The organism is Streptomyces sp. NPDC059443 (assembly GCF_042750105.1).
GTDB lineage: Bacteria > Actinomycetota > Actinomycetes > Streptomycetales > Streptomycetaceae > Streptomyces.
This window is the reverse complement of sequence record NZ_JBHYVM010000030.1, coordinates 96474-110516: the sequence shown is the minus strand read 5'-3', so window position 1 is coordinate 110516 and position 14043 is coordinate 96474. Positions and strand designations below refer to the sequence as shown.

11 protein-coding genes and 2 tRNA genes are annotated in these 14043 nt (G+C 72.7%); 10 read left to right on the top strand and 3 right to left on the bottom strand.

The window, feature by feature from the left end; genetic code table 11:
• Positions 1 to 13 precede the first annotated feature (13 nt).
• Positions 14 to 87, bottom strand: a tRNA-Lys gene (locus tag ACFXDJ_RS26420).
• 311 nt (positions 88 to 398) lie between these two features.
• Between ACFXDJ_RS26420 and ACFXDJ_RS26415 the strand changes: the two genes are divergently transcribed.
• The 5 genes from ACFXDJ_RS26415 to ACFXDJ_RS26395 all read left to right on the top strand — a co-directional run bounded on the left by ACFXDJ_RS26415 (position 399) and on the right by ACFXDJ_RS26395 (position 7354).
• Positions 399 to 1745 carry a peptidoglycan-binding protein gene (locus ACFXDJ_RS26415; RefSeq protein ID WP_384662770.1) on the top strand — a complete coding sequence of 449 codons (1347 nt, stop codon included), beginning with the start codon at positions 399 to 401 and terminating at the stop codon, positions 1743 to 1745.
• A gap of 11 nt (positions 1746 to 1756) precedes the next feature.
• Positions 1757 to 4600 carry an SPFH domain-containing protein gene (locus tag ACFXDJ_RS26410; protein ID WP_384850486.1) on the top strand — a complete coding sequence of 948 codons (2844 nt, stop codon included), beginning with the start codon at positions 1757 to 1759 and terminating at the stop codon, positions 4598 to 4600.
• 240 nt (positions 4601 to 4840) lie between these two features.
• A complete protein-coding gene (locus ACFXDJ_RS26405; protein ID WP_384662764.1) occupies positions 4841 to 5455 on the top strand; it encodes a lytic polysaccharide monooxygenase in 615 nt (204 codons plus the stop codon).
• Positions 5456 to 5525: 70 nt separating this feature from the next.
• Positions 5526 to 7229: an AMP-binding protein gene (locus tag ACFXDJ_RS26400; RefSeq protein ID WP_384662762.1), complete on the top strand. Its 1704-nt coding sequence runs from the start codon at positions 5526 to 5528 to the stop codon at positions 7227 to 7229.
• Positions 7230 to 7280: 51 nt separating this feature from the next.
• Positions 7281 to 7354, top strand: a tRNA-Lys gene (locus ACFXDJ_RS26395).
• A 125-nt stretch (positions 7355 to 7479) separates the two neighbouring features.
• Here the strand turns inward: ACFXDJ_RS26395 and ACFXDJ_RS26390 are convergent.
• A complete protein-coding gene (locus ACFXDJ_RS26390; RefSeq protein ID WP_384663023.1) occupies positions 7480 to 8238 on the bottom strand; it encodes an IclR family transcriptional regulator in 759 nt (252 codons plus the stop codon).
• Positions 8239 to 8510: 272 nt separating this feature from the next.
• On the opposite strand from ACFXDJ_RS26390, the gene ACFXDJ_RS26385 reads away from it, so the two are divergent.
• From ACFXDJ_RS26385 to ACFXDJ_RS26365, 5 genes are all read left to right on the top strand, one after another.
• A complete protein-coding gene (locus ACFXDJ_RS26385; protein ID WP_384663021.1) occupies positions 8511 to 9632 on the top strand; it encodes an LLM class flavin-dependent oxidoreductase in 1122 nt (373 codons plus the stop codon).
• A gap of 254 nt (positions 9633 to 9886) precedes the next feature.
• A complete protein-coding gene (locus ACFXDJ_RS26380; protein ID WP_384850483.1) occupies positions 9887 to 11605 on the top strand; it encodes a glycosyl hydrolase family 18 protein in 1719 nt (572 codons plus the stop codon).
• A gap of 168 nt (positions 11606 to 11773) precedes the next feature.
• On the top strand, positions 11774 to 12592 hold the full coding sequence (locus tag ACFXDJ_RS26375; RefSeq protein WP_384663020.1) for a helix-turn-helix domain-containing protein: 819 nt from the start codon (positions 11774 to 11776) through the stop codon (positions 12590 to 12592).
• Positions 12582 to 12842 (top strand): DUF397 domain-containing protein, encoded by a 261-nt coding sequence (locus ACFXDJ_RS26370; RefSeq protein WP_384663018.1) that lies wholly within the window; start codon positions 12582 to 12584, stop codon positions 12840 to 12842. The genes ACFXDJ_RS26375 and ACFXDJ_RS26370 overlap by 11 nt, the downstream gene beginning before the upstream one ends.
• Positions 12843 to 12844: 2 nt before the next feature.
• Positions 12845 to 13372 carry a hypothetical protein gene (locus ACFXDJ_RS26365; protein WP_384663017.1) on the top strand — a complete coding sequence of 176 codons (528 nt, stop codon included), beginning with the start codon at positions 12845 to 12847 and terminating at the stop codon, positions 13370 to 13372.
• Positions 13373 to 13456: 84 nt separating this feature from the next.
• Here the strand turns inward: ACFXDJ_RS26365 and ACFXDJ_RS26360 are convergent, their stop codons facing one another.
• Complete coding sequence (locus ACFXDJ_RS26360) at positions 13457 to 13915, bottom strand: ALF repeat-containing protein (RefSeq protein ID WP_384663015.1); 459 nt, start codon at positions 13913 to 13915, stop codon at positions 13457 to 13459.
• Positions 13916 to 14043 lie beyond the last annotated feature (128 nt).

Here is a 14043-nt window from a genome sequence, read left to right as displayed (position 1 = left end):
CTTCTTCCGTCTGTGCGCCGCCAGGGACTCGAACCCCGGACCCGCTGATTAAGAGTCAGCTGCTCTAACCAACTGAGCTAGCGGCGCTTGGTGACAGGGAAAACTCTACCCCACCCGCACCGGTGCTCGTGACAGGCCGCGCCCATGCTGTCCGATTAACCCATGTTTGGGGGGTTTGTCGTGCACGATATGTCTGGGCCAGGCCAACTCTGATGCCCCGTCAGACGCGGTCCCGGCCGACCAGCGGACGAGCAGGGGAGTGACGGAACCGCATGACGATGCAGCCTCCGACGCATGTGTACGAAGCAAAGCCGACAGCGGTAGCGGCAGTGACAGCGCCGCCGACGGTGTCAGGGGCGGCGGTGATGGCGGCGCCCGCGCTCACACCGGCCACGGCGATGCCGATGCCCGCCTTCGAGGAATACGAACCCGCCGGGGACTGCCCGTGCCGGGGCTGTGCCCAGCGCCGCCGGACGCTCGCCCGCGCCCGAGCCATACCGCTGCGCGACGGCGGTCACCCCGCTGCGCGCGGAGCCCGCCGCGCACTGGTTCTGGCCACCGCCGCGGGGGTGGTCCTCGGCGGCGGCGGGGGAGCGGCCGTGGCGGTGACCGCCCCGGGTCCCGGAGGCACCGTGTCGCTGGACGACCCGGGCTCGCCCCAGGGCGGCCGGGCCCCGCTGCACGGGCCGAAGGGCAGCCCGTCGGCGAAACCGGCCGGCCTGCCGGGAGCGCCCTCGGCGGTGAAGCGGACCGACCGGGCGACGATCATCAACCGGGCGAAGCTGTGGCTGGACGCGCAGGTCCCGTACAGCATGTCCGAGTACTGGTCGGACGGCTACCGGCAGGACTGCTCCGGCTTCGTCTCCATGGCGTGGAACCTCGGCACGAACGAGTGGACCGGCAGCCTCGACAAGTTCGCCACCAAGATCACGAAGGACGAGCTGCTGCCGGGGGACATGCTGCTCTTCCACAACCCGGCCGATCCCAACAAGGGCTCGCACGTCGTGCTCTTCGGCGGCTGGGTGGACGAGTCGCGGACCTACTACACCGCCTACGAGCAGACGCGGCCCACGACGAGGCGCCAGGCCACGCCCTACGGCTACTGGAGCAACGCGGCGAAGTACATCCCGTACCGGTTCAACGGGGTGACGGGCGGGGTGGTTCCCGAGAAGCCGGTCCCCGATCCGCCGGCGCCGGGCGGCACGCCGGTCGTCTCGGCGACCTTCCCGGGGGCGTCGAAGTTCGGGCCGGGCGCGAACAACGCCTACATCACCCAGCTCGGCCGGATGCTGACCGAACGCGGTGGCCTGCGCTTCTACCCGCAGGGCATCGGCCCGCAGTGGACCGAAGCCGACCGGCAGGCGACCCAGGCCTTCCAGCGCGCCCAGGGCTGGACGGGAGCCGACGCCGACGGCATCCCGGGCGCGGACACCTGGCGGCTGCTCGCCCTGAAACAGGGCAAGGACATCCCGCCCACGCCGGGCGGCGCGCCGGGCCCGGCGGGCAGGCCCGCCTTCCCGGGCGCCTCGGTCTTCCGCCCCGGGGTGTCCCACCCGTCCATCACCGCCCTTGGCCGCCAGCTGGTGAAGAAGGGCTTCGGCAAGTACTACACATCCGGGCCGGGCCCCCGCTGGGGCGAGGCCGACCGCCGCAACGTCGAGGCCTTCCAGCGCGCCCAGGGCTGGCGCGGAGCCGAGGCCGACGGCTACCCGGGCCCGGAAACCTGGCGACGGCTGTTCGCATGACGGAGGCAACGATGTACCCCACGCGCACCACATCGACCACGGGCAGCTTCCACGTCCCCCCGGTCCCGGAACCCGCCCCCACCCCGGCCGCCACCACGAGCGGCTGGGCCGCGCAGCCGGGCTGGGTGGTGGCCGGGACGCCGGAGCGGGAGCCGGTGGAGGTGTTCGCACCGGCGGCCGCGGCCACGGAGCCGTGGCCGCATGCTCTCGCGGCGGACGCGTCGGCCCCCCGGCCGCTGCGGGCCGAGGAGCCGTACGCCCGCCCGGCCCGGGCGGAAGCCGAGCCCCGCACCGCCGACGGTCCCACCCCGGCAGCGCCGTCGCCCGCCTGGGCGCCGTCCCCGGCGCGGCCGCATGCCCCGGCGCGGCCGCATGCCCCGGCGTGGACGGAGGCCCCGGCGCGGCTGGATGCCCCGGCCCCCCGGACCCGGACCGAAGCGGGCCCACACCCCCAGCCGGAGACGGCCCCCGACTTCCCGCGTCCTCATGCGGAGGCAGGCCCGGAGACGGGTTACGCCAGCGCCGCCGCCCCCCGTCGCGGCGGCCTCGAAGCCGAATCCGGCCGCTCGCACCCGCAGGAAGAAGACGCGTGGCCGGTGCTTTCGCCCGTCCGGGGCGCGTCCCGTGCGGCGGCGGATTCCCTCTCAGGGGGCGAAGTCGCCACCCGGAGCGGGCTGTTGATCGGGGCGCCCGCCCCGGAAGCCGATCCCGCCGAGTGGGAGCCCTCCCGCCGCGAGGCCGCGCTTACCGGACCGGCGACCGGCAGCGATGCCGGCGGAGCGCCCGGGTGGAGCGGATACGGGCACACGGCCGCCCCGGCCGCGTCCGGCGGGCGCGAGCCGTCCCGGGTCGGGACCGCGTCCGGTGGCACCGAGATCGGAGTGGCCGGTGCTGATGCTGGCGGAGCGCCCGCGTGGGGCGAGTACGCGCACGCCGCCCGAGGCGATCGGCGGGACGACGCACCCGGGCACGGCGCCCCTGCCGTCGCGGTGGTCGAGTCCGCCGGACGGGAGGCGTCCTGGTCCGTGCCGGCGCCTGCCGTCGCGGAACCGGTGGTCGTCGGCGCCGCGTCCGCTCCGGGGGAGGCGCGAGCTTCCTTCGGCGAAGTGGGCCGACCGGGGGGTGCGTTCGCCGCGGTGGACCGCGTACCGCCGAGCGGCGAGACCGGCCGCCCGCACCCCCAGGACGAAGCCTGGCCGACGGCGGTTGCCCTCGGCGAGGGCGAAGCCGCCCGGCAGAGCGGCTCGTTGATCGGGGCGCCCGCCCCGGAGGCGGAGCCCGTCGCGCGGGACCTGGCCTGGTCGGTGTCCGGGTCGGGGTCCGGGTCCGGGTCCGGTTTCGGGTCCGCTCGGGGTGAGTTCCCCGGTGCGGCCGGGCTTCAGGCCGCCCCCGAGGCCGCCTCCGCCGGTCCGGCCGACGCGCGGGACCTGTCCTGGTCGGTGCCAGCCCCCGCAGGGGAAGCCGCCGCGCCCGCTGAGCCCCGTATCGTCGCCCCGAGCGGCGCGGCCGACGCGGACTCCGGCGACGCCTACGGCGAAGCCGGGCACCGGGTGGTGGAGCCGGGGGGCGCGCACGCCGACCCGGCCGCCCCGTTCGGCGAGGCCGGCGAGAGCCCTGACACCGGCGAAGTCGAAGTGCCGGATCGCTCCCGGTCCGTGCCCGGACCCGGATCCGGCCCCGGACCGGAGGTCGTGGAGGTGGTCGCGCGGGCCGTGGCGCGGATGGGGGAGGACGATACGCAGGATCTGCCGCGGGTCGGGGCGGTGCGCGGGGTCGCGGTGAGCGAGGTGCCGGTCCATCTCCCGTTCCGGGGCGCCGCCCGTCCCCAGACCCAGGACGGGTCCCCGGCCGGGGGCAACGCCCATGCCAACGCCCACGCCCAGGCCCCGGCCAAGGAGAAGGCCAAGGAGAAGGTCAAGGAGAAGGCCGCTCGCCCCGCCCCCGGCCGCCGCGTGCCCCGTGGCGACGACCGGCTGCGCGAGCACCACGGCCCCGTGCTGCCCGGCTGGATCGGTGTGGCCGTCGGCGGTCTCGCGCTCGCCGGCTGCGCGGTCGTGCTCTGGCGGGCCGGGGCAGTCCCCGACGCCCTCGCCGTGGCGTTCGGGGCGGAGCCACGTCCCTACCGCGGGCTCCAGGCCAGGTTCTGGCCCCCGCTCGCCTTCCTCGGGGTCGTCGCCCTCCTCGCCCTCGGCGGTCTCGGCCGCGGCCGGGCGGGGCACGCCTGGGTGCTGACCCTCTTCGGCCGCTACCGCGGCACCGTCCGCCGCTCCGGCCTGACCTGGATCAGCCCCCTCCTGCTGCGCCGCCGGGTCGACGTCCGGCTCCGGCACTGGCGCAGTGACCCGATGTCCGCCGTCGACTCCGGCGGCCTCGCCCTCCAGGTGGTCGTCCAGGTCGTCTGGCAGGTCAAGGACACCGCCCGCGCGACCCTGGCCGTCGCCGATCACGTGGACTACCTCGCCGAACAGGTCGAATCGGCCATGGCCCGCGTCCTGTCCCAGCTTCCGGCCGACGCCTTCCACGAGGACGCCCCGACCCTGCGCGACGCCGAGGCCGTCGGTGACGCGCTGACCCGGATGCTGGCGGCCGAGACCGAGGCGGTGGGCGTGGAGGTGTTCTCGGCGCAGCCGACCCGGATCGAGTACGCCCCCGAGGTCGCGGAGGCGATGCGGCGGCGCCGGGTCGCGGCGATCGACGCCAAGCACCGGGACACCGTCCTGACCTCGGTGGTCGACGCGGTCGACGACACCGTCCACCGGCTGACCTCGCGCGGGATCGTGGAGCTCGACGACTACGAGCGCAAGGCGCTGGTGAAGGACCTGACCGTCGCGTTCTACACGGGCCGCCCGGAGTAGCGCGGCGCGCACACGCGGACGCGGGGGACGCGGGGGACGCGGGGGAGAACGGGTGGATCCGGAGGGCCGGACCACCCGTTCTTCCATTGGTCTGGACATGGCCAACTCCCGTCAATACTGTGGGACTTGGTCTAGACCTAAAGAATCGAGAACGGGCCGCGTCGGTGGCAGCACCGGCACGGCCCATCCCCACGCGTGCGCACGCTCTCACCGAACCTCCCCCCACGTTCAAGGAGCATCATGCGTTCCTTCCGCATGCCCAGAGCCCAGCAGGCCGCGGCCACCGCCGTGGGCCTCGGCGTCGCCGCGGCCCTCGCGCTCGTCACGGCCCCCACCGCGAGCAGCCACGGCTACACCGACACCCCCATCAGCCGTCAGAAGCTCTGCGCCAACAAGACCGTCGCCGACTGCGGCCCCATCCAGTGGGAGCCCCAGAGCGTCGAGGGCCCCAAGGGCTTCCCCGCGGCCGGTCCCGCCGACGGTCACATATGTTCGGCCAACCACTCCGAGTTCGCCCAGCTCGACGACCCGCGCGGCGGAGCCTGGCCGGCGACCCCGGTGACCAGCGGGCAGAGCTACAGCTTCCGCTGGCAGTTCACCGCGAACCACTCCACCACCGACTTCCGGTACTACGTCACCAAGAACGGCTGGGACCCGACGAAGCCCCTCACCCGCGCCGACCTCGACCCGCAGCCCTTCCTGACGGTCGCCTACAACGGCGCCCGCCCCGCCATGACCACCGTCCACCAGGGCGCCATGCCCAGCGGCAAGAGCGGCCGGCACATGATCCTCGCCGTCTGGACGATCAACGACACCGCGAACGCCTTCTACTCCTGCTCCGACGTCCAGTTCTGATGTCCCGCTCGCGGCCGATCCCCGCCGCCGGCGTTCATTTCTGACGGAGCGTCAGGTATCCTCCGGCGGCATGCGGCTACCGACCACACCCGAAACCGTAGCGGAGCTCATCGCGAGCCAATGGGGCGATCACCGGCCCGGTCTGAAGTACGCCGGAGGCGTCCTCAGTCACCACCGGACCGCCCTGGAGTCCGCGGCTCGCGCCGCGCTCCTCGTCGACCTGCTGCCGCCGGGGGCGGAGCCGCACATCGGGGTGCTGCTCGACAACACTCCCGAGTTCCCGTTCTGGCTCGGCGCGGCGGCCCTCGCGGGGGCCGCCGTGGCCGGGATCAACCCCACCCGGCGCGGCCCCGAGCTGGCCCGCGACATCCTGCACACCGACTGCCGGATCCTGGTCACCGAGCGGGCCCACCTGCCGCTCCTGCGCGGACTCGACCTGCCCGGCGTACGCCTCCTGGTCACGGACACGCCGGAATACGAGGCCCTGCTCGCCCCGTACGCCGGCGCGAAGCCCAGCGACGCCACGCTTGGTGACGGCCCCGGCCCGTCTTCCCGGCTGCTCCTCTACTTCACCTCCGGCTCCACCGGCGCCCCCAAGGCCGCCATCTGCACCCAGGGCCGCCTCGCCGCCGCGGGCGACTCCCTCGCCCGGCACTTCTCGGTGACCCCGGACGACGTCCACTACATCTGCATGCCCCTCTTCCACGGCAACGCCGTCATCGCCGACTGGCTCCCGGCCCTCGCGGCCGGCGCCGCGGTGGCCCTGCGCCGTCGGTTTTCGGCCTCCGCGTTCCTGGACGACGTACGGGCCTACGGGGCGACCTATTTCACCTACGTCGGCCGGGCCGTCCAGTACCTCCTCGCCACTCCGCCCGGCCCCGACGACCGCGCCCACGCGCTGCGCCTCGGCTTCGGCACCGAGGCCGGCGCCGTCGACGCGGCCCGCTTCGCCGAACGGTTCGGGGTCCGCCTGGTCGAGGGCTACGGGGCCACCGAGGGCGGCGCCTCCGTCCAGCGCACCCCCGACACCCCGCCGGGCGCGCTGGGCCGCGCGGGCGCGGGCGACGACCTGGCCGTCATCGACCCGGAGACGGGCCGGGAGTGCCCGCCGGCGGTCCTCGACCCGCGGGGCCGCCTCCTCAACGGGGACGAGGCCATCGGCGAGCTGGTCAACAAGGGGCGCAGCCTCTTCGAGGGCTACTGGCGCAACCCCGAGGCGGAGGCGGCGCGCACCCGCGAGGGCTGGTACTGGACCGGGGACCTCTTCTTCCGCGACCCCGAGGGCTTCTTGTACTTCGCGGGCCGCACCGACGACCGGCTGCGCGTCGACAGCGAGAACCTGGCGGCGGCGGTGATCGAGAACATCCTGGCCCGCTGGTCCCGGGCGGCCGCCGTCGCGGTGTACGCGGTACCGGACGAGGTGGCGGGCGACCAGGTCATGGCGGCCGTCGCCCTGCGCGAGGGCGCGGTCTTCTCCCCGCAGGGCTTCGAGGCCTTCCTCGCCGCCCAGCCCGACCTGGGTACGAAGATGGCCCCGCGCTACGTACGGATCGTCGGGGCGATGCCCGTCACGGCGACGAACAAGGTCCACCGGGTGTCCCTGCGCCGCGCGGCCTTCCTCCCCGAGCCGCTGCCGGGAGGCGCCCCCGGCCCGGACCCGGTGTGGTGGCGCCCGCCGGGCGAGGCCTCGTACCGGCTGCTGGCCCCGGCGGACCTGGCGGCCCTGCGGGCCTCCTACGAGGCCCAGGGGCGGGCCGATCTGCTGGGTCGCTGAACGCGGTTTTGAGCACCCCGGAGGAGCAGGTAGTATTTTCTCTGTCAGCAGGCGCCGCTAGCTCAGTTGGTTAGAGCAGCTGACTCTTAATCAGCGGGTCCGGGGTTCGAGTCCCTGGCGGCGCACCTGTCCTTCGGGCGGTTTCCGGTTCACCGGGAACCGCCCGAAGTGTTTTCCGGGCCACGTCCAGGCCTATGCGGGCCGGTCCGGATTCAAACGGACAGGGGCCCCTTCCGGGGCCCCCGACCGCTCACAGGGTGAGCGACAGCAGCAGTGGCGCGGCCCTCCGGTTCAGTGCGTCGGCCGCGGCCCGCAGCCGGTGGGCGTGCTCGACCGGCATCGACAGGGCCAGGCAGCCCACCGAGGCGCCGGCGGTGATCGGGACGGCCGCGCAGACCGTGCCGACTGCGTACTCCTGGAGATCGAGCATCGGCACCGTGGCCGGCTGGCTGTCCAGCTTCGAGAACAGGATCCGCTCGTTCACGATCGTCTTCGACGTCAGCCGCGCGATCTTGTGCCGGGACAGGTGGTCGCGCCGCCCGTTCTGGTCGAGCTGGGTCAGCAGGCACTTGCCCACCGCGCTGGCGTGCGCGGCCGAGCGGAAGTCGACCCACTCGTGCACCTTGGGGGTGCGCGGGCTGTCCGCGAACTGGGTGATCCGGACCTCGCCGTCCACGTACCGGCTGATGTAGACCGCCGCGCCGACCGAGTCCCGCAACCGGTCCAGGGTGTCCTGCAGCTTGTTCTGCAGGGCCTGCTGGCGGTCGATGCCGGAGCCCAGGAGGACGAGGGAGTCCCCTATGGCATAGGCGCCGTCGGACACCTGCAGCACGTACCCCTCACGGCGCAGCATGAGGAGCATCGGGGCGAGGTGGACGGCGGGCAGGCCGGTCTCACGCGCGATCTGTACATCGGTCACGCCGCCGGTATGGCGGGCGACCGTTTCGAGTACGCGCAGGGCGTACTGCACCGAGTGGAACGGCGCGGTCGGCTCGGGCTTCAGCGCCACGGTTTCCCCCTAGCAGGTTGTTACCGCTTGCCCTACCACGATAGCCATCAAGAGGCCCACGTGGAGCGCCTGTTGAGGAGATTGATGGCTCGATCACGTCCCTCTGCCTGGATCTACTCCTCTGGCATATGCCAAGGTCATGGGCTTGCCCGGAACCTGCCCGGAACCTTCCCGGAAACCGGCCCGATCCTGTCCCGGTGTGCCGGGAATGCCCGATGGGCGGACAGGGGTTGGCTTCTCCGTAAGGACGACCGAGCGGAGCGGGGAGCACGATGAGTGACACTGCCGAGAGCACCGAGACCACCGGCGGCGGTGGCGCCGACGAGATCAGAGGGACCGCCCTCGGGCACGCCCCCGCGCCGCTCTCGGTCCTGGACCTCGCCTTCGTCGGCGCCGGCGGCACGGCCCACGGAGCCCTGCGCACCAGCGTGGAGATAGCCCGGCTCGCCGAGTCCCGCGGCTACCACCGGCACTGGGTCGCCGAGCACCACTCCCACCCCGGCGTGGCGAGCTCCTCCCCGGCCGTGATCCTCGCGCACCTGGCCGCCCACACCTCCCGGATCCGGCTCGGCTCGGGCGGGATCATGCTGCCCAACCACGCCCCGCTCGCGATCGCCGAGCAGTTCGGCACCCTGGAGGCCCTCGCCCCGGGCCGGATCGACCTGGGCCTCGGCCGCGCGCCCGGGACCGACGGGCACACCGCCGCCGCGCTGCGCGGGCCGGGGCGCCGCGACGAGTCCGTGGACGAGTTCCCCCGGCAGCTCGCGGAGCTGATCCGCTTCCTCGACGACGACTTCCCCGACGGGCACCCGTACGCCCGCGTGCACGCGGTGCCCGGCCCGGCGCAGGGCGCCGCCGGGCGGCCGCCGGTCTGGCTGCTCGGTTCCTCCGGGTTCAGCGCGAGCCTGTCGGGACGGCTCGGACTGCCCTTCGCCTACGCGCACCACTTCTCCGCGCCCGGCACCCTGCCCGCCCTGGAGCTCTACCGGCGCTCCTTCCGGCCCTCGGCCGTCCTGGACGCCCCGTACGCCATGGTCGCGGTCGGCGCGCTCGCCGCCGACACCGCCGAGGAGGCCCGCGCCCAGGTGCTGGCGGGCGCGCTGTGGGGGCTGCGGCTGCGCACCGGGAACCTGGGGCCGGTCCCGACGCCCGAGGAGGCGGCGGCGTACGCGTACTCGCCGATGGAGCGGGAGATCGTGGACGAACGCCTCTCCAGCGTGGTCCACGGCACCCCCGACGAGGTGCGCGAGGGGCTCGACGCGCTGGCCAAGCTGACCGGTGCCGACGAGCTGATGCTGACCTCCAACGCTCATTCCGGCGAGGCCCGGTTGCGCTCCTACGGTCTCATCGCAGATGCGTACGGGATGCCGGGGGAGGGCCCCGCACGGCTCTGACCGCAGGCGAACGGGGTTTGGCTGGTTTGTTGCCGAAACCTTGCGAGCGGATGGCATAAGAGGTCCTTAAACTGCTCGTCACCCGGGGTGGCGGGCAGTTTTTGGTATGTACTCACGCCTCTGACTAGGGGGTTTGTCCCGCGAGTGGTCTAGTCCTTCTTTGGTCCAAACCATTGACGCGGACGGGGCGTGATCGCTATCACTTCTCCCACCTGATGTTCTCGCTCTCCCCTCCCACCCCCCGGAGGCAGTTCATGCACATCCGTAAACCCCTCATCGCGGCCGCCGCCACGGCAGCGCTGGCAGCCGGAGCGCTGGCCACCTTCGCGGGGCTCGGTACGGCCGCGGCGGCCGAATCCTCGACCACCGCGACGGCCGGCAACGTCAAGATCGCCTACTACGACCAGTGGAGCGTGTACGGGAACGCCTTTTATCCCAAGCACCTCGATACCCGTGGCATAGCGAGCAAACTGGACGTCATCAACTACTCGTTCGGCAACATCCACCCCACCGACCTCACCTGTTTCGAGGCGAACAAGGCGGCGGGCGACGACAACAACGCCAGCGCCGGTGACGGTGCGGGCGACTCGTACGCCGACTACCAGAAGTCCTTCAGCGCGGCCGACAGCGTCAGCGGCGTCGCGGACAAGTGGGACCAGCCGATCGTCGGCGTCTTCAACCAGTTCAAGCAGTTGAAGGCCAAGTACCCGAACCTGAAGATCAACATTTCGATCGGCGGCTGGTCGTACTCGAAGTACTTCAGCGACGCGGCCAAGACCGACGCCTCCCGCAAGAAGCTCGTCTCGTCCTGCATCGACCAGTACATCAAGGGCAACCTGCCGGTCGAGGGCGGCTACGGCGGCGCGGGCAGCGCGGCCGGCATCTTCGACGGCATCGACATCGACTGGGAGTACCCGGGCTCGGCGGGCGGCCACCTCGGCAACCACTACGCCCCCGAGGACAAGCAGAACTTCACGCTCCTGCTCAAGGAGTTCCGCACCCAGCTCGACGCCTACGGCGCGGCCAACGGCGGCAAGCACTACATGCTGACCTCGGCCCTGCCGGCCGGCCAGGACAAGATCAAGAACGTCGAGACGGACAAGATCGGCGCGTACCTCGACTACGCGAACATCATGACGTACGACATGCACGGTGCCTGGGACGCGGACGGCCCGACGTACCACCAGTCCCCGCTGCTGCCCTCGGACTCCGACCCGACCGACGCGATCGCCCCGGGCGCCGAGAAGTACAGCATCAAGAACGCCATCGACTCCTGGATCGACGGCAACGCGGCCTACGGGATCACCGGCGGCTTCCCCGCCAACAAGCTGACCCTGGGCTACGAGTTCTACTACCGCGGCTGGAAGGGCGTTTCGCCCGGCACCACCAACGGCCTCGCCCAGCCCGCCACCCAGGCCTCCGCGGCCCGTCCGACCAGCCAGCAGGCCGGCATCGCGCTCTACAAGGAGCTCGGCGGCATCGTCGACAACCCGGCGACCACCTTCTGGGACGACAAGGCCAAGGCCTCGTACTTCTTCAAGGACGGCGAGTTCTTCACCGGCCTGAACCAGAAGTCCATCCAGGCCCGGGTCGACTACGGCAAGCAGCGCGGCCTGGCCGGCGCGATGATGTACTCCCTCCTCGGCCTGGACGACAAGGCCACCCTGCTGAACCAGATCTCGGACTCCCTCGGCGGCACCACCCAGCCGCCGACCACCCCGCCGACCACGCCTCCCACCACCCCGCCCACGACCCCGCCGACCACGCCCCCGACCACGCCCCCGACCACGCCTCCGACGACGCCGCCCACCACGGGCTGCACCGCTCCGGCCTACGTCGCGGGGACCGTCTACACCGGCGGCAACGAGGTCTCGTACAACGGCCACAAGTACAAGGCCCAGTGGTGGACGCAGAACGAGGTGCCCGGCACCACCGGTGAATGGGGTGTCTGGAAGGACCTCGGCGCCTGCTGATCTCCCCCCACCCCGCGCCGAGCGCCGACCGCCCCTGCCCCCCTTCTCTTGGGGGTGGGGGCGGCCGTGTCACATGGTTACGGGATTCCCCATCCCGGAGCGTGTCGAAGTCACTACGCTCGGCGATGACTTGAATCCGCACGCGTTCTTCATGGGGGTGACCATCCCATGGTCAACATCCGCGACCTCGACCCCAGCGCCTCGCCGCTGGACTACTACGGCTTCGAACTCCGCCGCCTGCGGGAGGCCGCGGGCCTGAAACAGCAGCAGCTGGGCGACATCATCTTCTGCACCGCCTCCCTGATCGGGCAGGTGGAGACGACCAAGAAGGTCCCGACCCGGGACTTCTCGGAACGGCTGGACGCGGCGCTGGGTACCGACGGGCACTTCTCCCGACTGGTGGGATTGGTCCTACGGAGCCAGTTGCCGAGCTGGTTCCAGGCGTACGCGGAGATGGAGGCCCGGGCGACGTTCATCTCCACCTTCCAGTGCCAGTTGGTGCACGGCCTCCTCCAGACGGAGGCTTATGCGCGCGCGGTGCTCGGCGTGGAGAGCCCCGATACGCTCGACGCTTCCGTGGCAGCCCGAATGGACAGGCAGCGCATCCTGGCTCGCAAGAGCCCGCCGGTGTCGTGGGTGGTGCTGGACGAGGCGGTTCTCCTCCGGGAGATCGGAGGCAGTGGGGTCATGCGGGACCAGCTCGCCCGCTTGCTTAGCCTCCGGGACCGACCGTGGCTGGAGATCCAGGTGCTGCCCTTCAAAGCAGGCCAGCACACGGGAATGATGGGCTCATTCACCATGCTGCGCTTCGATGGCGACCCGGACCTCCACTACAGGGAGAGCTACGACTCCGGGCACATGACCGCCAACCCGCAAGTGATCAAAGAGCGTTCGGTCGGTTACGCTCGCCTGCAGGCCGAGGCCCTCTCCCCCCGGGCGTCGGCAGAGCTGATCGCTCGCGTGATGGAGGAACGCTATGGGAAATAACCGGAACCTGGCGGGCGCGCTGTGGCGCAAGTCGTCCTACAGCGGATCCAACGGCGGCGAGTGCGTCGAGTGCGCCCCCCTCGGCGCAGCCGCCTGGCGCAAGGCTTCGTACAGCGGCAACACCGGCGGCGAGTGCGTCGAGGTAGCCACACAGCCCTGCCAGGTCGCCGTCCGGGACTCGAAGCGTCCCGACGGGCCCGCCTTCACGGTGGCCCCGGAGGCGTTCGACGCGTTCGTGCGGAGCCTGTGACCGTGACCCTGGATCCGGATGCCGGTGAGGTGGAGCGAGCCCGGCGCATCCGGCGCGGCGCGTTGTCCGGCGGCGGGGCGATCGCGCTGCTCGCCGTAGTGGCTTTCATCGCGCGGGGCGCCGAGGTCGCGCCCTGGTGGGTGCTGGCGCCCGGAAGTGTGCTGGTGGCGGTCTTCGCGGGCCTGGCCGGTGCGCGGCTGGGTCGGGAGGACGCCGTGCGTGCGCAGGTCCTGGAGCCCGGTGAGACCGTGCTCGGCGCGCACACCGTGCGACCTCCGTATACGGACCACAGCCCTTCCGGCCCCTACGAGAGCCCGCCGTACCAGCTGCGGGTGACCACGCGAGGGATGCAGCTGTGGGAGCGTTCCGTGCTCCTGTGGAACCACCCGTGGCCGGAGCTGCGCGTGGTGCTCGACGGCCCGCGGCTGCGCGTCCAGCACGAAGGCCGTGACGCCGGGGTGATGCTGCTCGAACGCGCGGGCGCCGAGTACGAGGTGCTGGCCACCGCCCGGAGGTACGGCGCCGGGTGACCTGATGGCGGCCTCCACGCATTCCGCGCCGAGCGCCGGCCGCCCCGCCCCCTTCCCGGGGACGGTGGCGGCCGTGCCGCGCGATCAGTACTGGTACTGGCCGACCGTCACGAAGTACCGCAGCTCCTCGGGGGTGCCGTCCATCGCCTTGTTTGCCGCCGCGCGCTGGGCGTCGCTGATGCCGGGGCGGGCCAGGATCGTGGCGACGGAGACGCGGTCGTCCTCGGCCCGGGCGAGCCGCAGGCCCGTGGCGAGGAAGGCCGCGCGGTCGGCGGCCGTGCCGTCGAGGGCCTTGTTGGCCTCGCGGATGACAGCCTTTCCGGAGGCCGGGTCGGCCAGGATCTTCGCGATGGCGACCGCGTTGTCGGCGTCCGTCGGCGTCGTCGCCGATACGGCGGCGGACGCGGTGGCCGGGCCGGCGCGAGGGCCGGGGTGGACAGGAGCAGGGCCGGAGCGAGTGCGCCGGCTGCCAGGACGAGGGCGGCTCGGGTCGGCTTCATGTGGTTCCCCTGGGGCGAAGAGTTGCCGGCGGTCCGCCGACAAGAAGATCGTTCCAAGGAGCGCCCGGCGGGGGGGGGGGGGGGGGGGCGCCGGCCCCCCCCCCCCCCCCCCCCCCCCCCACCCCCCCCCCCCCCGCCCCCCCGGCCCCCCCCCCCACCCCCCCCACCCAG